Origin of the sequence: Natranaeroarchaeum sulfidigenes (assembly GCF_017094485.1) — an archaeon.
GTDB lineage: Archaea > Halobacteriota > Halobacteria > Halobacteriales > Natronoarchaeaceae > Natranaeroarchaeum > Natranaeroarchaeum sulfidigenes.
Genome location: NZ_CP064786.1, coordinates 735,908 through 755,311 on the forward strand (window position 1 = coordinate 735,908; position 19,404 = coordinate 755,311).

Sequence of the window (19,404 nt, forward strand, 5' to 3'; positions counted from 1 at the left end):
GGCATTCCGCCCCACGAGAAACGTGCCGCATCCTGTGACAGAGATTCTGCATGTAGACGGTCTCAAACGGCTGTTGAGTCGTGCTAACGATTAACGAGGTGGTTCGTGGTTTATATATTCAACCGTGCAACCAGTCCTCACTGGTCCGACTCGACGTGCGCTTCAAGGAACCCGATAATCGCGTCGTTGACGCCGGTCGCCCGCTCGACGCCGACGAGATGGCCTGCTTCGGGTGCGGCCTCCAGTTCACTCCGTGGCAGCTCCCGATCTAGCAGTTCGGCGTTCGAGAATGGGACGATTTCGTCGTCTTCGCCATGCAGTACGAGCGTCGGCACCGTCGTCTCGTACAGCGGATCTCGGTGTTCGTAGCCCTCGAACGCGGCCGCCTGCGCCTCCCATGCCTCCCGTCCGGCATCGTCCTCGGCGCGCCATGCCGTGATCCGCTCTACTGCCTCCGGATGTTGCTCCCGGAAAGCGGCAGAAAGAACCGCTTCCAGCGACGACGCCAGCGCTTCCTCGTCGTCCCGCGGCGCGAACGCGTCGTCGAGCCGGTCGATGTTTCGCTCAGCCTCGTCGCCGCCCGGAGTCGTCCCGATCAGCGTCAGCGTCTCGGCGCGGTTGTGTCGCTGTGCGTAATCGAGCGCGACCATTCCGCCAAGTCCGCAGCCGACGAGATGGACGTTTCGGACACCATGGTCGGCGAGCACCGCCTCCAGATCGTTGGCCATCTGTGGAACGGTGTACGGTCCTTCAGGCACATCGGACCGACCAGTCCCTCGAAGGTCCCAGACGAGCGTCTCGAACGGCCCAGCCAGGGCGTCGTTCTGCCACCCCCAGAGCCACGCGCCAAACCCCACGTCCTCGATGAAAACGACCGTCTCCCCGCTTCCCCAGGTATCGTAGTACAGTGACACGCCGTCCCGAGTTGCCGTAGGCATACGTCCTATTCGGCGTGCAAGCCGTTAGTAGGATACGGTCTCGCCCCGATAACGTTTTAGTATCGAGAGCGCGTATTTTCGCTCAATGATATCCGTCGAGACGGTTCCGACGTGGGTGCTCGCGTACGCCGGCATCTTCGTGCTGATGCACCTGCTCGTCGGCTACTACCTCTACCGCCGCTCCGACGGACTGCCGGTCGATAAAAATACCCCAGCACAGACGGATCCGGCCGTAGACGCCACCCGATCCGAGTCCGGAGGCGACATTGACGACGAGCCAGTGGTCCACTGTGGTTTCTGTCACACCGAGAACGAACCGGAATATCGGTACTGTCGGAACTGTGTGCAGGAACTGTCCAGTATGGTCGACACCTCGATCTCGAAGGGTGCACCCGAAGAGCGAGAGAGCCTGTGAGCGACCACCCGGAATTGGCACCTTTTAGGCCGTCCAGTCCGTAGAGTCCGACAGATGTCAGACTGGAACGAGGATGGCGACGACTGGGGAGTCGACGACGACCCACCGGAGGACGGCGATGGCTGGGGGGTCGATGACCCGCCCGAGGACGGTAACGACTGGCACACAACTGACAGTGACGACCCAAACACCGACGGTTTTGTCGGGGACACGACCGGCGACGACGATATCCAGTCGGACGGTGATGGAGACAGGTCGTTACTCCGTATCACCGCCGTCTCGATCGGACTGGTAATCGGGGCGTTCCTGATCGGAACCGTCACGGCAGTGATTATACTTGTCGCATTACAGGGTGTCGGCGTCCCGGTGTTCGAAGATCTTGTCCTGTTATCAGTGATCTCGACGGTCACTCTGCAGGGAATCGGTATGCTCGGGATTTCGGCATGGTATATGTCCCGTCAGGGATACGGACTCGAGTTCATTCGGCTCCGGATGCCGACACTCCGGGAGGTCGGCTGGGTCTTCGGAGGGATTCTCGGCGCGTTCGCGGCTTCGATCGGCGTCCAGAGCGCACTGGCGGCGCTTGGCTACGAGGGATCCGAACACGAAGTCGTCGAAATGGCGACCGCCAATCCCGAGATACTGCTTGTGATGATCCCGCTTTCGTTCCTGTTGATCGGCCCAGGCGAGGAGCTGCTCTTTCGCGGACTCATCCAGACGAAGTTCGTCAATCGTTCCGGGGTCTTGCCAGGCCTCGTTCTCGCGAGCGTGCTGTTCGCAGTCGTCCACATTCCGGCCTACGGCGGTTTCGACAGTATGCCGACGATCATCGGACTGTTCTTCATCAGTCTCGTGCTCGGCGGCCTGTACGAGTACACCGAGAACCTCTTCGTGCCCATCGTAATCCATGGGGCATTCAACGCCATCCAGTTTGGCGCACTCTACGTCGTCCTGACGACTGACGGCGAGATGCCAGCGACGGTCGCGAGTCTACTGGCTACCATCCCGTTCTAGCCAATCGGTCAGTGGTCGGCCCGTCGGTAGTGTTCCTCAGGCTTTCTCCGCCCGCGGTTCGGTACCCAGCCATCGACTGAGTAACCACGCGAGTGCAATGAAGGGTAACAGCGGGAACAACAGGAGTAGTACACCGCCAGCGATGATGTAGCCGACGGTAGTCATATCTGCTCGCCCGGATACATCCCGTGGCGGCGTCGCTGATCGCGTCATAGTAGTCGGTAGTCGATTCCCACTGAAGAATCCTGTCCACTATACGACGGTTGGCGATCAACGCCCGGCTACCACGGTTCGTCTTTCAGCCCGAGTTTGAACGCGATGATATTCGTCCCGACGTGCAGGACTGGCGTCAGGATCAGGACGGCGAGGATCACCGGCAGCGTGAACCACTGGATGAACCAGTCTGTGGCGACCAGTGCGGTTAGCACGAGCGAGACGACGACGAAGTCCAGCTGGTCGATACCGGGGAAGGCCGCACCGCGTTCACGCCCCGTTCGGCGTTTCAGGAAGGACGCCAGAATGTCGCCAAGCATCGCTCCGGCGGCCAGTGCGAACAGCGCCGCGAGTGGGAACTCGGGGACAGTGAACGCAAACGCCGAGCTGACGCTTTCGGCGAGGAAATTCAACAGGAGGCCGAGGCCAACACCCGCGAGGATGCCACCCGCAGTCCCCCGCCACGTTTTTCCGTCACCGAGGACACGCTTGTCGTTCCAGGTTCGCCCGCCATCGATCGGTGGGCCGCCGCCGGTCAGCACGGCCGCGTTGTTGGGGACGTACGCGGGCAACATCAGCCAGAAGGCAACGACGACGATCTCCAGTGGATTCATACACGGGTCTGTCGGCCGACCGGCATAAACACTCACGATTCTCGGCGGGGAACACTATACAACCCTACACTACCAACGGTCCGATATGCTCCCGCCGATTGCGAACAACTTCGTCGCCGGAGAGACCCCCGCCGAAGCACTTGCTCACACCCGCGAGTACAACGAACACGGCATCGGCGTGATCCTCAACCTGCTCGGCGAGCACTACGATGCGCGCGCTGAGGCGGCCGCGGATCGGGACGCGTATCTCCAGCTGATAGAGGATATCGCGGCGGAGGATCTGCAGGCCTGTATCTCGGTCAAGCCCTCGCAGATAGGTCTCGACGTCGATCCAGAGTACTTCGAGACGAACCTCACAGCGATCGTCGAGCACGCCACACTGCGGGACGTGTTCGTCTGGGTCGATATGGAGGATCATACGACCACCGATACCACTATTGACGCATTCGAACCGCTTGCCCGCGAACACGGAACGGTGGGGCTCTGTTTGCAGGCAAACCTGCAACGGACCCGCGAGGATCTCGAACGACTGGTCGATGTGCCGGGAAAGCTCCGACTCGTCAAGGGGGCCTACGACGAGCCAGCCGACATCTCTTACAGTCGCAAAGAGCGCGTCAACGCGGAGTACCGCGAGCTACTCCGGTACGCCTTCGAGCACCGCGAGTCCGGTGTCGCGGTCGGTAGTCACGACCCGGCGATGATCGAGCACGCTCAGGAACTCCACGAGCGCCACGGGACCGACTTCGAGATCCAGATGCTGATGGGCGTCAGAGAATCCGCTCAGATCGATCTCGCTGAGGACTGTACGGTCTGGCAGTACGCGCCCTACGGCGATCGGTGGCTCTCATACTTTTACCGGCGCGTCATGGAGCGCAAGGAGAACGCGCTGTTCGCTGCGAGAGCGGTGCTCGGGCGATCCTGATCGTTTTTCCTCGCGCTCGACGGTGAAGGATAACAGCGCTCATTAGGGAGGACGCCGAAGTGGAAGTAATGACAACATGGAAACGGGACTTCGGGAGCGGTCTCGTCGTCCTGGTTCCGATCATCGTCACGCTCTGGGTGGTTATCTGGTTGGCCGGGTTCATCGCCGGGCTTCCGTTCGTCGCCGCCATCGACGGTGACCTGCTCGCGACTGTGGGGCTGGGTTGGCTTCCGACTGACCTGGTGCGAGTCATCGTAACCCTGCTCGTGTTCGTGTTACTGGTGTTTGCAGTGGGGTATCTGATGCGGACCGCACTCGGGGGATTCGCCGAGAGCGCACTCGACGATCTGGTGAACCGTCTCCCGGGTCTTCGCGTCGTCTATAACGCCTCGAAGATGGCGGCCGAGACGGCACTGGGCGGGACCGACGCCCTTCAGACCCCGGTCAAGATAGAACCGTGGGACGATATGCGTCTCACCGCGTTTAAAACCGGCAAGCAGACCAGCGACGGCCGGGAGATCCTCTTCATGCCGACCGCGCCGAACATCACTACTGGCTTCGTCATCGAGGTCGAACCCGAGGACATCCAGGAGGTCGATGAGCGCGTCGAGGAGGCGCTGACACGACTGCTGAGCGCTGGCTTCGGTGATTCCAACGGGAACGGGCCAGGAAGACAGAGTATCGGTGGGATCCCGATCGATGTACAGGAGGCGGCCGACACCGAGTACGGTCGGCTCGATCCGCGGCGGGTGTCGAGAGATCAGGAGGACAAACAGGGGTCCGACAACCGCAAACACGAAGACAGTACCGACGTGACGATCGAGTCCGACGAATAACACGGGACGCTGGATGCTCTAGACGTAGGTGAACCAGTCGTCGTACTTCTCGGGTGGCGATTCGAGCATGTCGAAGAACTCCTGTTGAATCTCCTCGGTCACCGGCCCGCGCGTTCCTGAGCCGATCTCGACGTTGTCCACCTGCCGGATCGGCGTGACCTCCGCGGCGGTCCCGGTGAAGAACAGTTCATCAGCCGTGTGCAACTCGCCGCGCCCGATCGTCGCCTGGTCGTGGACGGTGTAGCCCAGATCGCGGGCGACCTCGATGACGCTCTGGCGCGTGATGCCGTCGAGGATCGACTGGGAGAGCGCGGGCGTGTACAGCTCGCCGTCGCGGACGAGGAAGATATTCTCGCCGGGGCCTTCGGCGACGTAGCCCTCCTTGTCGAGCACGATTGCCTCGGTGAAGCCGTTTCGGCGGGCTTCCTCCCCAGCGAGCATGCTGTTGACGTAGAGCCCGGTCGTCTTGGCGTTTGTCGGGATCTGACTGGAGGAGTGTTTCCGCCACGAGGAGACCATCACCTCGACGCCGTTTTCGAGGGCGTCCTCGCCGAGGTAGGTACCCCACGGCCAGCATGCGATGGCGGTGCGGGTCGGGCAGTCTTTCGGACTCACGCCGAGGCTGTTGTAGCCGTAGAAGGCGATCGGCCGGATGTAACAGGATTCGAGGTCCTGTCTGCGGATCAGCTCCATCGTCGCTTCGGTCAGTTCCTCGCGGTCGTGTTCGATCTCCATCTCGTAGGGCTTGCCGGACTCGTAAAATCGGTCGAGGTGGGCATCCCAGCGAAACAGAGCTGGGCCGTCCTCGGTGTCGTAACATCGCACACCCTCGAAGATGCCAGTACCGTAGTGCAGTCCGTGTGTGAGCACGTGGATCTGGGCGTCCTCCCAGTCCACGAACTCGCCGTCCATCCAGATGGTGTCGACGTCCATCTCGTCAAATCCCATATGCACTCAATTGAAGCCCGTGTTTAAAACGGTTTACGAGGAAGGATGACGACAGCAGCTCTTTGAGTCTACAGAAAGCCCTTTGTGTGGGTCGTCGACTCTGCAAGTATGACACGGGAGCGAATGACGCCGGCGCGCGGTCGTCGCGAGGTGCTGGCGCTGGCCGGCGCGGTACAGGGCGCGCTGCTCGCCGGGTGTCTGGACGGGCTCGATAGCCCCGGTGGGGGGATGGGTGGGAGCATCGACGATCTCCCCACTCAAGATCTGGACCAGCTCGTTGCTGGCAACGACCAGTTCGCACTGGACGCCCTCGTGGAGTTGATCGAGGACACCCCCGAGGAGAACCTCTTTTTCTCACCGTATAGCATCCGCGCCGCGCTGGCGATGACGTGGGCGGGGGCGCGCGACGACACCGAGACGGCGATGGCCGACGCACTCGCCTTCGCGCTCGATCAGGACGAACAGCATGCCGCCTTCGCGGATCTGGACGCCGAACTCGATGCCCGTTCGGACGCCCAGGATAACAACGACGGCGAGCCGTTCACGCTCCGCGCGGTCAACGACGTCTGGGGGCGCGAGGAATACCCCTATCGGGACGAGTTTCTCGACACCCTCGACGAACACTACGGCGCAGAGCTCCGTTCGGTTCCCTTCGAGACTGATCCCGGGGCTGCTCGCACCGAGATCAACGAGTACATCGCCGAGCAGACGGAAGACCGGATCGACGAGTTACTCCCGCAGAACGCCGTCGATGCCTCGACCGTCCTCGTGCTGACCAACGCGATCTACTTTCACGCGAGCTGGCTCCACCAGTTCAACGAGGGGGCGACCGAGCCCGCCGAGTTCACCGCGCTCGACGGCGAGACTGGGGAGGTCGAGATGATGTCTCAAGAACAACGGTTCCCGTACGCCGAAGTCGATGGCCACCAGCTCGTCGACCTGCCCTACGTCGGCAACGAAGTGAGCATGATCGTGATATTGCCCGCCGAGGGCGAGTTCGAGGCCTTCGAGGAGGCTCTCGATCCGGCGACGCTCGGTGGACTGCTTGGCGAGCTATCCACGATTCAGGGGACGATCGAGCTACCGCGCTTCGAGTACGAGTCCTCGTTCGCGCTCAAAGAGGTCCTCTCGGCACTCGGGATGGAAGTCGCGTTCGACCTCGGTTCGGCCGACTTCAGCGGAATCGTCGAGGACGGCGGGCTGGCGATCAGCGACGTCTGGCACGACGCCTTCGTATCGGTCGACGAGGAGGGAACTGAGGCCGCCGCGGCGACCGCGGTCGGAATGGAGGAGTCGGCACCACAGGACACCTTCGAGATGACCGTCGATCGACCGTTCCTCTTCTGTATCCGCGACCGGCCCACAGAGACGCTGCTGTTCGTCGGGCGGGTCGTCGACGCCGCGGCGGCGCAGTGATCGATCCGGCGGCGCCCGCGTTTCCCTGCGTCCCCACGTCCTCACGCCGACGTTTCACGGCGCTTATACCGCCCCCGTAACGAGTTGGTAGTATGGCAAACGACGAACTCATTGCGGCGCTGCGGGACGCCGACGCGGTCCAGTACGGCGAGTTCGAGCTCTCTCACGGCGGGACGAGCGAGTACTACGTCGACAAGTACCTCTTCGAGACCGACCCGCACTGTCTCGAGTTGATCGCCGAAGCATTCGCTGAGCGGATCGACGATGAGAAACTCGCAGGCGTCGCGCTCGGTGCCGTCCCACTGGTCGCCGTTACCAGCGTCGAGACCGGTCAGCCTTACGTGATCGCCCGCAAGCAAAAAAAGGAGTACGGGACAGCGAATCTGATCGAGGGGCATCTCGACGACGGTGAGGAGATAGTCGTCCTCGAAGACATCGCGACGACCGGACAGAGCGCGGTCGACGCCGTAGAAGCGCTGCGCGATGCGGGTGCGACGGTCGACCGCGTGGTAGTCGTCGTCGACAGAAACGAAGGGGGGCGCGAGAACCTCGCTGAAATCGACGTCGAACTCGAATCGCTGGTGACAGCCGAGGAACTGCTGGCAGACTCCTAAAGTGGGTCGCACTCGACTCTTCGCCTCCCTGTGCGGGCTCGTCTTTCTCGTCAACCTCGCACGGATCATCTTCGCACCGTTGCTCGATGTCTTTATCGCGGAGTTCGCCATCGGTGAGGCCACGGCCGGGCTGGTCGTTACGCTTGCGTGGGTCGGTAGCGCCTCGCTTCGGCTGCCAACCGGCTGGTTGCTGACCAAAGTCCCACGGCATCATCTCGTGCTGGTGTCGGGGACGATCCTCGCAGGCTCGTCGGCGGTGGCGGCGACCGCAACGACGGTGCCACACCTGATGATCGGGACCTTCCTCATGGGGATCGCTTCGGGGGTCTACTTCGTTTCGGCGAACCCACTGGTGAGCGAACTGTTTCCCGACCGGGTTGGTCGGGTGATGGGGGTCCACGGCGCGGCCAGTCAGGTCGCAGCGGTCGTCGCGGCCCCGCTGGTCGCGCTGACGCTGTTCGTGAACTGGCGGCTCTCGCTGTGGCTCATCGCCGTTGGCGCGGGTGCTGTTACCCTCTATATCTACGTGGTCGCAGGTCAGACGGACCTCCCCGACGCCGGTCGGGAGGATAGCGATCTGATCGCTGGCGCGCTTTCGGAGTGGCGACTCATCGGGACAGCGCTCGCTATCGCTGGCATCACCGTCTTCATCTGGCAGGGTGTGTTCAACTTTTACGAACTCTACATGCAGTCGAAGGGGCTCTCCCGGGGCATGTCGAGCACGATGCTCACGCTGGTGTTTGCTGCGGGGATCCCCGCCTTCTTCGTCGGTGGCGATCTCGCGGATCGACTCCCAAAAATTCCCTACCTGCTTGGTATCGTCGGAACCTTCGCCGCAAGCCTGTTCGTCTTGACGACCGTCGAAAGCCTTCCTGGACTGATTGCTGTCACTGTCGTTATCGGCTTTGTCATCCACACGCTCTTCCCTGCAGTCGATACCTACGTCCTCGGGACGCTCCCCGACGAGACCCGCGGGAGCGCCTACGCGGTCTTCAGCTCCATCTGGATGCTCAGCCAGTCGCTGGGGTCGTATGTACTTGGTGTCTTCATCGAGGGGGGCTACACCTACGACGAGGTGTTCGCCGCCAGCGCGGTCGTTCTGGGTGCGAGCGTCGTCATACTGTTCATCGTCGACCGGACCGGGCGGCTGCCGAGCTGACGAACTCGGGCGCGTGAGGAACTCATCATCGATATTCCCTTACTTCGAATACTGTAGCAATATGCTACAAGTATTGAAGTACATAACTGAAACGAGTCTACCCGCTTCGCGCGTTTTCGAGCAGCGTCTGCACGTCGACGCGCTCCCCTCGTTCGGCCGAGATGGCTGCCGCCTCGGCGAGTGCGATGGCCCACAGGCCGTACTCGGGCGGTACCGCAACCGCCGAGTCGTTGCGGATCGCATCGAGCAGGTTCTCCAGTTTTGCCTCGGTCAGAGTGACGAAGTCCGTCTCGCCCTCCACTGGAATCGACGCCGGTTCCCCGCCCGGGTCGGTTCGCGTCACGCCGCTCTCGTCCTGAGAGACTCTTCCGTCAGTACCGTAGATGTTCAGCGAGTCACCGACATCCGGCGTTGTTGGGCCATTGCCCACGAGCGCGGCGCTCGCGGTCACTCGCCCGTCCTCGCGCTCAAGTTCCACGGAGAGCGCGCTGTTGATGTCGACGCCCGTCCCGTGCTCGTCGATCGTCGCGCTCACCGAGACCGGCTCGGCGTCGAGCGTCCACAGCAGGACGTCGAGCAGGTGCGAGCCCGAGTCATAGAGAAAGCCACCGCCGGATAGCTCGGGATCGCCACGCCACGTCTTCGCGTAGTCGACCCAGTCCTGTTCGAGGTGACAGTCCACGAAGTGTGGCTCGCCGATCATCCCCGACTCGATACACTCGCGGAGTTCGCGAAAACGCGGATCGAAGTGACGCTGGTAGCCCACTTGCACCTGCTGATTCGACGCCGCAGCGGCATCGACGAGCGTAACGGCGTCCTCGACGGTCGTGGTCATCGGCTTCTCGACGTGGACATGCGCCCCGGCGTCGAGGGCCTGTAGTACCTGTTCGTGGTGGACCGAGTGGATCGAGGCGATGTTCACGATATCCGGCGCGTGCTCGTCGAGGAGTTCGTCGGTCGTCTCGTACGCCGGGGCGTCGAACTCGCTTGCGAACGTCTTTCGGGCCTTTCCGGACGGATCGGCACCGGCGATCACGTCGACGCCGTCCATATCCGCGAACAACTGGAGTTCTAGCTGACCGAGGCCGCCGAGGCCGAAGCCCGCGACAGTGAGTGTCATGATTCGAGGTTGTTACCGAGCCGACTAATCACTGTGGGATGACGTGAGCGAAAACTGTTATACGTTTCCCACTCAAAGTGGGACTATGGTTCAGGTCGACGCAAAAGGGCGGATCGTCCTTCCAAAGGAGCTCCGTGAGCGGCTCGGTATCGCGCCCGGTACGGAGGTCGAGGTCCGCGAGGAGGACGGGAAAGCGGTCGTCGAACCGGAACCCGATCCCGAACAGGTCATCGAACGGATGGAGCGACTCGTTGGAGAGACCGGTGCGGAAAGCGACCTGAAGCCGCTTGACGATGTGGCGCCGAGCGCCCGTCGGCACCGCGAGGCCGTGGAGCGTGGTGCGCGCGAGGGCGATCGATGAGCGATGGCGGAGGGCCATACCTGTTCGATGTCGGTGTGATCGCGCTGGCACACACCGACGCGCCGGTCCGCGACGCCGCGCTCTCGTACGTCCACGACGCGATCGCGGGCAAAATCGACGCCGTCGTCCCCTACCCCGCGCTGTTCGGTGCCCATGCCGTGCTGACGACCTACTACGGGCGGACGAACGCAGAAGCCGCCCGACTGCTGGAGAACTTCATGGATGCCCGGCGGGTCCACTGGTGTAACCGACTGCCGGAGGCGACGGTCCGCGGCGGCTTCGACCGCGCCCGGACCGCCAACGTCGGCGGCTGGGATGGCTACTACGCACAGGTCGCCATCGAGGAGGGCGTCAACACGGTGTTGACGATCGATGACGACTTCGAGCAGTTCGACGCGTTCGAGACGCACGTAATTCTGTCGAGAGAGGAGTTCCAGGAACTGAACGAGTTTCTCGGGGAGTGAGCCGTCACCAGTGGTGTTGTGTTTGTATATACAGACACAAGTGTGGGGACAGAGACCATCGGCATCCGGGAAGACGTCCTCGTGGATCGCATACTGGACGACGCGACCGCCGATTGGCCTGAGGGATTCGGAACGCTCCCGGAGGAGGACGCGGACGAACTCGAAGGGATCGTCGAGAAGTCGCGTGAACTACCCCACCCTACTCAGCCGCTGGTGCGGCTTCGTTGAGGGTGGGGCTTCCTGTTTCGATGACGCGCTTTGCAGACACCGAAGTGGTGTCCGTAGGGAGCGCAGTCTCCACAGGCGTGTCTTCGGGCCATCCCAGCCCTAACTCAGAAAAGCCTCTCTGCAAGACGTTCATCGCTGCATTTGCATCACGGTCACATTCGAACCCACACGACGGACAGGAATGTTCTCTGACCCAGATGGGTTTCGCGGCTTCCACGCCACACGACGCACACTCTTTCGTCGTCCCAGCGGCTTCGACCTGAACGACGTGTGTCCCGTACAACTCGGCTTTGTATTCGAGGAGCGTGATGAACTGTCGCCACGCCGCGTCCTGCTTGTTACGAGCGTTGTGGGACTGTTCGAGCATCCCTTTTACGTTCAAGTCCTCAACGAACACAGCGTCGTACTCTTTGACCAGCCACGTCGTGAGTTTGTGTTGGTAGTCCAGCACCTTCTGCCGGAGGTGACGCTTGGCTTTCGCAACCTTCAGTCGTTGTTTCTCGTAGTTGTTTGACCCTTGTTCCTTCCGTGAGAGCTTGCGTTGCTCGCGGCGGAGCTGTTCGTGCTCGTCTTCGAGATCAAGCCAATCCACGGTCTTTCCATCGCTGGTGTGAATATAGTTGCGGATACCGAGGTCGATGCCAACGCTGTTGTTCGTGGTGAGCGAATCCACGTCAGGTTTCTCGGGGAGATCGGCCTCGTCGGTTTCGAGACCAAAAGAGACGAACCACTCTCCAGTTGTCTCTTTCTTGATTGTGACTTCTTTGATGTCTGTTTTGTCGGGGATCTCGCGGTGGTACCGGATGTTGATGTCACCGATTTTCGAGAGCCAGAGTGTCGCGTGGCGGCCACTCTTGTTTTTGAGTTCGAAGCCGGACTGCGAATACGTCATACTCTGGTACTCCGCCGGAGATTTCCACTTGAGCATCCCGACAGTGTTCCCATTAGCTTTCTGTTCAGAGAGGTTCGAGAGGTTCTGGTAGAACCGCGTGACGGTTCGCTGGAGTGCTTTGGAGTGAACCTCTTTGAACAGGGGGAACTCGTCTTTCCAGTCGGTGAGACGGTTGTGATGCTTGTACGCCGATCCAACATCGTCGGCGTCTCTGTGGGTTGTGTATTCGTACCGCGTAAAGTTGTACGCTTGGCGATGAACGTCGATGTGATGTTCGACAGTCTCCGCCACCTCTTGTGTCGGGTAAGCGTGGTAGCGGTGACTGTATTCCATCGCTATTTATTGATTAAAAATATTTTTATTTAATGGTTTGCACTGCGTGCGGCGATTCATCCCCTCCCTACTCGCCCCCGTTGGTCGCTCGTTGAGGAAGGGGCATTCTCGCCTTGATTCTGGTAAATAAACATACTATTCGATGATACTATTCTTCTCTCAAAACGGTAAGACGAACGCTAATGACTTCCCCCTCGTGTTCGAGATAGGGCGTCGTTGGAAGCTCTTCGGAACTCTGTTCTGGAAGATCCTCGTAGGCCTCCTGTGTCGCTTTCCCATCCTCGCTCATTACACTGATTTCGCCGGTAGAAACCGCCTCGAACTCGCCGAATTCAGCACTCCGAACAGTCCCTCGTTCGTGATCCTCGTCAGAAAGTTTCTCGAACACTTCGGTAAAGAGGCCAACGCCGTCGACTCGATCATCGTCTGATGGAATCGGGTCAATAGATGCCGGTACATCCTCTATAATCCATGCGCTCAGATACAGATACTCGTCTGACGGTGGTTCCTCATCGGGGTCATTCTGCTGTTCGTCGGGGTCTTCGTCGTCATCCCCGTGTTCGTCTTCCGGCTGTGACTCTTGGTCTACACAGCCAGCGAGGAGAGCCATAGCACTCACGCCGAGGACCTGCCGACGGCTCGGGGGTGTCATCGGCTACCCTCCAGCGCGTATTCAGGGGTGACCATGGGTAATCGGTGATGGGATCGTCGTATATGTTTTGTGCCTGTCACGACGGTTCCACGATCCGACGTACCAGCTGACCGCTACCCAACCGATTAACTCCCTCGGCGGGCGATATGCGGTCGTATGGAGTACACACAGCTCGGTTCGACCGGCACGTCAGTCTCACAGCTCTGTCTCGGTACGTGGCGCTTCGGTCGCGACACCGATGGGACCGTAGAAACGAGCAAAGAGGAGGCCCACGAACTGCTCGATGCAGCGGCGGAGCGCGGGATCAACTTCATCGACACCGCGAACGTCTACGGCACGCCGAACGGGAAAAGCGAGCAGTGGATCGGCGAGTGGCTGGAAGACCAGAAGCGCGACGACTTCGTCCTCGCCTCGAAGGTCTACTTCCCCTACGACGGCGACGGCGAACCCGGCCCGAACGACTCGGGGCTTGGACGCAAGCACATCCGGTCACAGATAGAGGGCACGCTGGATCGGCTCGGTACCGACTACCTCGATCTGTACTACATCCACCGCTTCGACGACGATACGAGGATCGAAGAGACCCTGCGGACCCTCAACGACCTCGTGCGCGAGGGCAAGGTCCACTACATCGGGGCGTCGACGATGGCCGCCTGGAAGCTCACGAAGGCCCTCTGGAAGAGCGACGTGGAGGGGCTCGAATGGTTCGACGTAACCCAGCCCCTGTTCCACGCCGCCTATCGCGACGACGTGGTGGACTATCTGGACGTCTGCGCCGATCAGGACATCGCGGTCTGTCCGTACTCGCCGCTGGCGGGCGGGTTCCTGACGGGCAAGTACGAGCGCACCGACGATGGCATCGACGCACCGGAGGGCTCACGCGGCGATATCGACCCCCGGTTCGACAACTTCTACGTCTCCGATCGGGGCTGGCAGGTGCTCGACGAGATTCGGGCCGTCGCCGAGGAGGTCGACGCCACGCCCGCACAGGTGTCCCTGCGCTGGCTCATGGATCAGGAGAAGTTCACCTGCGTCCCGATCGTCGGCGCGCGCACCGTCGACCAGCTAGACGAGAACGTCGGCGCGGTCGACGTCTCGCTCAGCGACGACCAGCACGACCGGATCTCGGAGGCCCGCTACGACGAGGAGGGCAAGCGCTGGGGCCATCGAGACTGATTGCGGGGACGTACTCACCGACGCCTGACCACGAGCGTCGGGCGGTTCGTTCGGTCGCTAATCCGGCCCGTGACGCCACCGAGGATCCGTCGCCGGAGCGATGGCTCGGATTCACCGACGACCAGTAGGTCGTACTCCTCGGCAGTCGCTGCGATCGTTTTCGCCGCCGATCCGGACCGTTCCTGTTTCCATCCCACTCGGTCGGCATCGACGCCGTATTCCCGGAGTTTGTCGCAGGCACCGCGCAACAGGAACTCCGCACGCGCCTCGTCGGCGTCCGACTCCGCGACGTGGAACACGGTAACCGATGCCTCGCCGTTGTCGAGCAATCGACCCGTGAACTCCACGATGCGTACGATGTTTGGATCGCCCTTGATGGGCACGAGTACCTCGTCTACGCGGTCGTCGATCTCGGCGGGTGTTACCACTGCGTCGACCCCGTGCTCCTCGGCGACGCGGTCCACCGTCTGGGATCGGTCCCTCGTGAAAACGACCGTCGAGATGACGTCGTTCTCGCCCTCGAACTCGTCAACGATGGCCCCGATCCGCTCGCGCGCAGCGTCTCCAAACTCGGCTTCGTACTGCTCGGTCGGCGTCTGGTCGGGGACCATTCCGTAGCCGAGGACGACCACACGGTGGGGGCCCAGCAGGTCGATGAGTGCGTCCGGCGGCGTCGTCGGCTCGTCGACGTCGACCGGGAGAAGGACCGTTGGTTGTGTGAGGGTCGCTGTCATATGTACTAACGCGTCGCCTACAGTATCAACGGCCGGGGGAGCCAGCGGGTTTCATCGGGTGAACAGCAACACCGCGGCGAGCGTAGCGGAGCAGGCAATCGTCGCTGTGAGGACCCAGAACGTCGGGACGAACCCGACCGACTCGGAGAGGACGCCGACGACGGCCGGAGCGAGCGCACCCGATCCCATCAGGAGCGTCCGAACGATTCCCAGACTGCCCCCCGCAAGTGACTCGGGGAGCACCGACATCCAGTAGGCACCCCGGACTGGCCGAAATCCGTGTGAGCCGAGGCCGATCACCACGACGACCGCGCCGAGCACGAGCGGCCGACCCGTCGGCGTCAGGACGACAAGCGCGGCGAGTGCGGTCGTCGCCAGCGCGAGCGTAGCGACGATCACCGGTAACTCGCCAACCCGGTCGCTGAGCGTTCCGGAGACGACCTGCACGACGCTCGCGGCGAACAGCGCCGCAAAGAGCAGACTCGCGGTCGCGGGCGTCAGACCCGCCTCGCTGGTGAGATACAGCGGTAGAAAGGCGACGACGCCGTTGTAGGTAAACCCGAACAGCACCGTGACGAGGACGAAGGCGAGCAAGCGCGGGCTTCGAAAGAGCGTGACGTATTCACGAACTGTCCCGCCTGACGCGCCAGCACTGTCCGTCCCGTCCGGATCAGAGACCCGCAACGTGAACGCGACCGTTCCGGCGACCCCCGCGAGTCCAGCAACGAGAAAGACCGTGCGCCAGCTCTCGCCGAGCAGGGCTGGTCCCGCAAGGACGGCGACGACGACCGCCGGTGCGACCACACCCGCAAACGTGCCGATCGTATCCATCGTTCCCAGCGCCCGGCCCGTTCTGGCAGGATACAGGCGCGAAAGCAGGCGAATCGCGACCGTCTTGTGTGCACCCGTCCCCGCGCCCATCAGGACCATTGCGCCGACGAGGACGGCGAAGGGCGAATCGATAACCAGGGCGAGCGCCGCCAGCGCGGCGACCATACTTCCGGTCGCGATGACGCGAACCGAGCCGAACCGATCCGCGAGCGCGCCCGAGGGGAACTGCATCGCGGCGTAGGTCAGCATGAACCCGGTGTACGCAAACCCGATTTCGGCGTTCGTGACTCCATAGACGCCCTGTAGCGGCTCGAACAGCGGCGGGAACGCATAACGGACGAACTTCGCGAGAAACCAGAGTAACGAGACGAGTACGAGCGCGTCAAACTCGTCGAGCGTCTTCAAACTGGTTCGAAGCGAGAGACGGGCCACAGCTACGTGGGGTTTCTACCTTCCGAAGTATAAAGCGCCCGAGACGAGTGTGGGCGCTGACGCTACCGCCCGAACGGCCGCCAGTACAGCAGGGCGACCGTCACGACGAAGACGGCCGTCGACAGGCCAAAGGACCACCCCGACGTGGCGGCGGTGAACGCGCTCGCCGAACCGCCGGTGAGACTTGCCACGATGGCGGCGATCAGCGGCCACGTACAGCTCACACAGGAGATCAATCCGAGCAGCCCCGAGATCGCGGCGTTGGTCGCATCGATAATCGTCGCGTAGACGAGATAGGTCAGCGCGGCGTAGCCGACGAGGAGGGCGGGCATCAGCGAGAGCTCGATAAGCTCACCGCCGTAGTACAGGTTCGGGACGAGCCCCGGCGGCCCCACGACGTTCACGTTGAATCCGCCTGCGAAGGCTGTCTCGTAGAACGACGCACCCGGTGAGACCAGCCCGCCGAGGAGGGCAAGCAGCACGAAATAGCCCCCGGCGACTGCCCGCGCGATCCGCCGTGTTCGAACTGACGCCTCGGCCGGCGACGTTCGGTAGAGCGCCCACGCGCCGACGTTCAACCAGATCAGTGGGTAGACGTGAAACGTCGTCACACTCGTCTGACCGATCATGAGAAGATACATACCGACGAAGATGAGCTGGGTGTTGATGATGACCGCGTACAGCAGGGCGGTCTCCCTGCCGGGCAGGAAACGATCGAGATCGGATTGTTCTGTGAGTAAGCGCATCAGTTACAGGACGAGTGCGTCGACGACGATTGCGACGAGCAGCGCACCGAGATAGGCGTTTGAGGCGTGGAACGCGCGGAACGCCGCCTGTTCGGTGCGCTCCCAGTGGAGGCGGATGACTGCCCAGAGGAAGACAGCGCCCAGGGTGACTGTCGTCGCGGCGTAGAGAACGCCGAGGTCCGTGATGACCGAAAGTGCGCTCGCGCCCAGCAGGGTTGCAGCCAGATACCACAGGATATGCTTTCTCGTGACCGCTTCACCGTGGACGACCGGCATCATCGGGAACCCGCCTCTGGCGTAGTCGTCCTTGTACGCCAGTGCGAGGTTGTAGAAGTGAGCGGGTGTCCACAGGAAGATCACACCTGCGAGCGCGAGCCCCGGCAGGCCGATCCGTCCTGTGACGGCCGCCCAGCCGATCATCGCAGGGAGTGCTCCGGCAGCGCCGCCGATCACCGTATTCTGGACCGTGTTCGGCTTTAGTACCAGCGTGTATATCACACTGTAAAACAGGATCGCAATCAGTCCAAGCGCTGCCGCAAGCAGGTTCACCTGCAGGAAAACGGCGAGTGACGCGACGGTCAGCAGGCCTCCAAAGGCTATCGCATTTCGAACGGGGACGAGGTGGGTTGCGACCGGTCGGTCCGAGGTTCGGGCCATCTTTTTGTCGACGTCGCGTTCCAGTACGTGGTTGAACGTCCCGCTCGCGCCGATCGCCAGTACACCACCGGTAAGCGTCAACACGATTGTCCGAACGGTCAGGTCGGGACCTGCGGCCAGCGCCATTCCTGCTGATGCCACGAGACAGAGCAGCCACATCAGACGCGGTTTCATCAGTCGGAAATAGGCGAATGCGGTCAGTTTTGCCCGGCCCAGCACGTCATCCGGGACCGCGGGTGTCGGAACATCTTCGACTGGTTCGGGCTCGGGCTCCGGCTCTGCGGGATCGGTGTCGACGTCGAGACCGGCCGTCTCGGCTTCGAGTGTCCACGCGAGCGCGATCACCAGCGTTCCAAACACGGCCATCGCGACGAGCAGGTGCAGGTTCGAGAGCACACCGGTCAGACCAACGGTCGCGGCGGCCGCGCCGATAGCCACCTGTGTCGTGTACAGGGCTACACCGAGCCCGAGCGCCGCCTGAACACGTCGTGACGCGTCCCCGATCAAGGCGATTCCAGCGGTGATCGCGACGAGCAGACCGACGATAAGGGCAGTTACTCGGTGGCCCCATGCGATCGCGATCTGTGTATCGGAGATGGCAACCCACTCTCCGCCACAGGCTGGCCAGCCCCCGCACGCCGCTGCAGCGTCGGTGATCGTCGTCGTCGCGCCGACGACGATCAGCAGATACACACCCATCACCGTCGTGGTCAGTAACCACGTGAACCGGTCGTGAGTACCGACCAGCGGGAAACTCGATTCGCTTCGAACGGCGGGGTGTGACACGTACGACTACCTCTTGAGATACCATTCGACTGGGGATACTTATGCGGCGCGCTTTGTCGGGCTGTGAGTCGAAAAGTCAGCACATATTTAACCCCCTTTCCCTAAGAATGACCCATAATGAAGAGAGCGCGGATCGCCCTGATCACCGTGTGGACGGGGACGCTGTTGCTGCTACTGGCTCAGCCGGTTTCGGCGGCGTCCACCTCTGCGGAGCTGATCTACGACCTCAACGAACGGCTGCTCATCGTCGCCCTGCCGATCACGTTACTGGTTCAAGGGATCCTCATTTACGCCGTCCTGAAGTTCCGGAACAACGACGATCCGAAGCCGACCGAGGAGAACCGCCGTCTGGAGATCACGTGGACGATCGCGACTGCTATCGTCCTGCTGTTCGTCGGTTTTGCCGCCTTCGAGGTCATGGCGGATCCCCAGGTCAGCTCAATGGCCGACGACGAACCACCCGAAGACGCCGTCGTTGTCGAAATCGAGGGAGACGACGCCTGGCAGTGGCACTTCGAGTACCAGAACGAGCACGAGGGCGTCGAGATGACGAACGAGATGTACATCCCTGAGGGGCAAGAGGTGTACATGCAGGTGACTGCGGAGAACTGGTTACATATGATTCACATACCGGAGCTGGGCGTGAAACAGCAGGCCCAGCCCGGCGTGGTCCACACTGTGTCGACGACCCCGACCGAGACTGGCTCGTATCAGGGCTACTGTACTGAGTACTGTGGCGCTGGCCATTCGGGCATGCTCTTTGAGACCCACGTCGTCACTGAAGAGGAGTTCGACGAGACCATGGAAGAGCAACTGGCCGAAGCTGAAGAAGAGGAGAACGGCGACGAAGCGAACGGTAACGACGAGTAACCCTCCGGTGTTTTCAGCACGACCAGTGGATCG

The 19,404-nt window shown here is 61.9% G+C and carries 23 protein-coding genes; 12 read left to right on the forward strand and 11 right to left on the reverse strand.

Annotation, left to right across the window (positions count from 1 at the left end):
• Positions 1-137: 137 nt before the first annotated feature.
• Positions 138-938: an alpha/beta fold hydrolase gene (locus AArcS_RS03785; protein ID WP_238479090.1), complete on the reverse strand. Its 801-nt coding sequence runs from the start codon at positions 936-938 to the stop codon at positions 138-140.
• Positions 939-1,023: 85 nt separating this feature from the next.
• On the opposite strand from AArcS_RS03785, the gene AArcS_RS03790 reads away from it, so the two are divergent.
• Positions 1,024-1,353: a DUF7577 domain-containing protein gene (locus AArcS_RS03790; protein WP_238479091.1), complete on the forward strand. Its 330-nt coding sequence runs from the start codon at positions 1,024-1,026 to the stop codon at positions 1,351-1,353.
• A 54-nt stretch (positions 1,354-1,407) separates the two neighbouring features.
• A complete protein-coding gene (locus tag AArcS_RS03795; protein WP_238479092.1) occupies positions 1,408-2,367 on the forward strand; it encodes a CPBP family intramembrane glutamic endopeptidase in 960 nt (319 codons plus the stop codon).
• Positions 2,368-2,403: 36 nt separating this feature from the next.
• Here the strand turns inward: AArcS_RS03795 and AArcS_RS03800 are convergent, their stop codons facing one another.
• Positions 2,404-2,580, reverse strand: a complete 177-nt coding sequence (locus tag AArcS_RS03800) for a DUF7535 family protein (protein WP_238479093.1) — start codon at positions 2,578-2,580, stop codon at positions 2,404-2,406.
• Positions 2,581-2,648: 68 nt separating this feature from the next.
• Positions 2,649-3,194, reverse strand: coding sequence for a CDP-2,3-bis-(O-geranylgeranyl)-sn-glycerol synthase (locus tag AArcS_RS03805; protein WP_238479094.1), 546 nt, complete (start codon positions 3,192-3,194; stop codon positions 2,649-2,651).
• A gap of 85 nt (positions 3,195-3,279) precedes the next feature.
• On the opposite strand from AArcS_RS03805, the gene AArcS_RS03810 reads away from it, so the two are divergent.
• Entirely contained in the window at positions 3,280-4,116 is an 837-nt protein-coding gene (locus tag AArcS_RS03810; protein ID WP_238479095.1) for a proline dehydrogenase family protein, read from the forward strand.
• A gap of 68 nt (positions 4,117-4,184) precedes the next feature.
• On the forward strand, positions 4,185-4,952 hold the full coding sequence (locus AArcS_RS03815) for a DUF502 domain-containing protein (RefSeq protein WP_375139631.1): 768 nt from the start codon (positions 4,185-4,187) through the stop codon (positions 4,950-4,952).
• Between the two features lie 18 nt (positions 4,953-4,970).
• On the opposite strand, the gene AArcS_RS03820 is transcribed toward AArcS_RS03815, so the two are convergent.
• On the reverse strand, positions 4,971-5,900 hold the full coding sequence (locus AArcS_RS03820) for a branched-chain amino acid transaminase (protein ID WP_238479096.1): 930 nt from the start codon (positions 5,898-5,900) through the stop codon (positions 4,971-4,973).
• Positions 5,901-6,008: 108 nt separating this feature from the next.
• On the opposite strand from AArcS_RS03820, the gene AArcS_RS03825 reads away from it, so the two are divergent.
• The 3 genes from AArcS_RS03825 to AArcS_RS03835 all read left to right on the forward strand — a co-directional run bounded on the left by AArcS_RS03825 (position 6,009) and on the right by AArcS_RS03835 (position 9,089).
• Positions 6,009-7,316 carry a serpin family protein gene (locus AArcS_RS03825; RefSeq protein ID WP_238479097.1) on the forward strand — a complete coding sequence of 436 codons (1,308 nt, stop codon included), beginning with the start codon at positions 6,009-6,011 and terminating at the stop codon, positions 7,314-7,316.
• A gap of 92 nt (positions 7,317-7,408) precedes the next feature.
• Positions 7,409-7,930, forward strand: coding sequence for an orotate phosphoribosyltransferase (pyrE, locus tag AArcS_RS03830; RefSeq protein WP_238479098.1), 522 nt, complete (start codon positions 7,409-7,411; stop codon positions 7,928-7,930).
• A 1-nt stretch (position 7,931) separates the two neighbouring features.
• A complete protein-coding gene (locus AArcS_RS03835; RefSeq protein ID WP_238479099.1) occupies positions 7,932-9,089 on the forward strand; it encodes an MFS transporter in 1,158 nt (385 codons plus the stop codon).
• 97 nt (positions 9,090-9,186) lie between these two features.
• Here AArcS_RS03835 and AArcS_RS03840 read toward each other — a convergent pair whose 3' ends face one another.
• Positions 9,187-10,209 carry a Gfo/Idh/MocA family protein gene (locus AArcS_RS03840; protein ID WP_238479100.1) on the reverse strand — a complete coding sequence of 341 codons (1,023 nt, stop codon included), beginning with the start codon at positions 10,207-10,209 and terminating at the stop codon, positions 9,187-9,189.
• Positions 10,210-10,294: 85 nt separating this feature from the next.
• On the opposite strand from AArcS_RS03840, the gene AArcS_RS03845 reads away from it, so the two are divergent.
• From AArcS_RS03845 to AArcS_RS03855, 3 genes are read left to right on the forward strand one after another with little or no spacing between them, the layout of a single operon-like run.
• Positions 10,295-10,570, forward strand: coding sequence for an AbrB/MazE/SpoVT family DNA-binding domain-containing protein (locus tag AArcS_RS03845; protein ID WP_238479101.1), 276 nt, complete (start codon positions 10,295-10,297; stop codon positions 10,568-10,570).
• On the forward strand, positions 10,567-11,034 hold the full coding sequence (locus AArcS_RS03850) for a type II toxin-antitoxin system VapC family toxin (RefSeq protein ID WP_238479102.1): 468 nt from the start codon (positions 10,567-10,569) through the stop codon (positions 11,032-11,034). The genes AArcS_RS03845 and AArcS_RS03850 overlap by 4 nt, the downstream gene beginning before the upstream one ends.
• A gap of 42 nt (positions 11,035-11,076) precedes the next feature.
• Positions 11,077-11,262, forward strand: coding sequence for a hypothetical protein (locus AArcS_RS03855; RefSeq protein WP_238479103.1), 186 nt, complete (start codon positions 11,077-11,079; stop codon positions 11,260-11,262).
• On the opposite strand, the gene AArcS_RS03860 is transcribed toward AArcS_RS03855, so the two are convergent.
• Both AArcS_RS03860 and AArcS_RS03865 read right to left on the reverse strand, forming a co-directional pair.
• A complete protein-coding gene (locus AArcS_RS03860; RefSeq protein ID WP_238479104.1) occupies positions 11,234-12,487 on the reverse strand; it encodes an RNA-guided endonuclease InsQ/TnpB family protein in 1,254 nt (417 codons plus the stop codon). The two genes, AArcS_RS03855 and AArcS_RS03860, sit on opposite strands and share 29 nt — an antisense overlap.
• A gap of 148 nt (positions 12,488-12,635) precedes the next feature.
• Complete coding sequence (locus tag AArcS_RS03865; protein WP_238479105.1) at positions 12,636-13,139, reverse strand: hypothetical protein; 504 nt, start codon at positions 13,137-13,139, stop codon at positions 12,636-12,638.
• 156 nt (positions 13,140-13,295) lie between these two features.
• Between AArcS_RS03865 and AArcS_RS03870 the strand changes: the two genes are divergently transcribed.
• Positions 13,296-14,315, forward strand: coding sequence for an aldo/keto reductase (locus AArcS_RS03870; protein ID WP_238479106.1), 1,020 nt, complete (start codon positions 13,296-13,298; stop codon positions 14,313-14,315).
• Positions 14,316-14,329: 14 nt separating this feature from the next.
• Here AArcS_RS03870 and AArcS_RS03875 read toward each other — a convergent pair whose 3' ends face one another.
• The 4 genes from AArcS_RS03875 to AArcS_RS03890 all read right to left on the reverse strand — a co-directional run bounded on the left by AArcS_RS03875 (position 14,330) and on the right by AArcS_RS03890 (position 18,501).
• Positions 14,330-15,049, reverse strand: coding sequence for a universal stress protein (locus AArcS_RS03875; RefSeq protein ID WP_238479107.1), 720 nt, complete (start codon positions 15,047-15,049; stop codon positions 14,330-14,332).
• A 51-nt stretch (positions 15,050-15,100) separates the two neighbouring features.
• Positions 15,101-16,312 (reverse strand): MFS transporter, encoded by a 1,212-nt coding sequence (locus tag AArcS_RS03880; protein WP_238479108.1) that lies wholly within the window; start codon positions 16,310-16,312, stop codon positions 15,101-15,103.
• 62 nt (positions 16,313-16,374) lie between these two features.
• Positions 16,375-17,058 (reverse strand): DUF7546 family protein, encoded by a 684-nt coding sequence (locus AArcS_RS03885; RefSeq protein ID WP_238479109.1) that lies wholly within the window; start codon positions 17,056-17,058, stop codon positions 16,375-16,377.
• Positions 17,059-17,061: 3 nt separating this feature from the next.
• Complete coding sequence (locus AArcS_RS03890) at positions 17,062-18,501, reverse strand: heme o synthase (RefSeq protein WP_375139632.1); 1,440 nt, start codon at positions 18,499-18,501, stop codon at positions 17,062-17,064.
• A gap of 117 nt (positions 18,502-18,618) precedes the next feature.
• Here AArcS_RS03890 and coxB point away from each other — a divergent pair, with 117 nt between their 5' ends.
• Positions 18,619-19,371, forward strand: coding sequence for a cytochrome c oxidase subunit II (gene coxB, locus AArcS_RS03895; protein ID WP_238479110.1), 753 nt, complete (start codon positions 18,619-18,621; stop codon positions 19,369-19,371).
• The last annotated feature ends 33 nt before the right edge of the window (positions 19,372-19,404 follow it).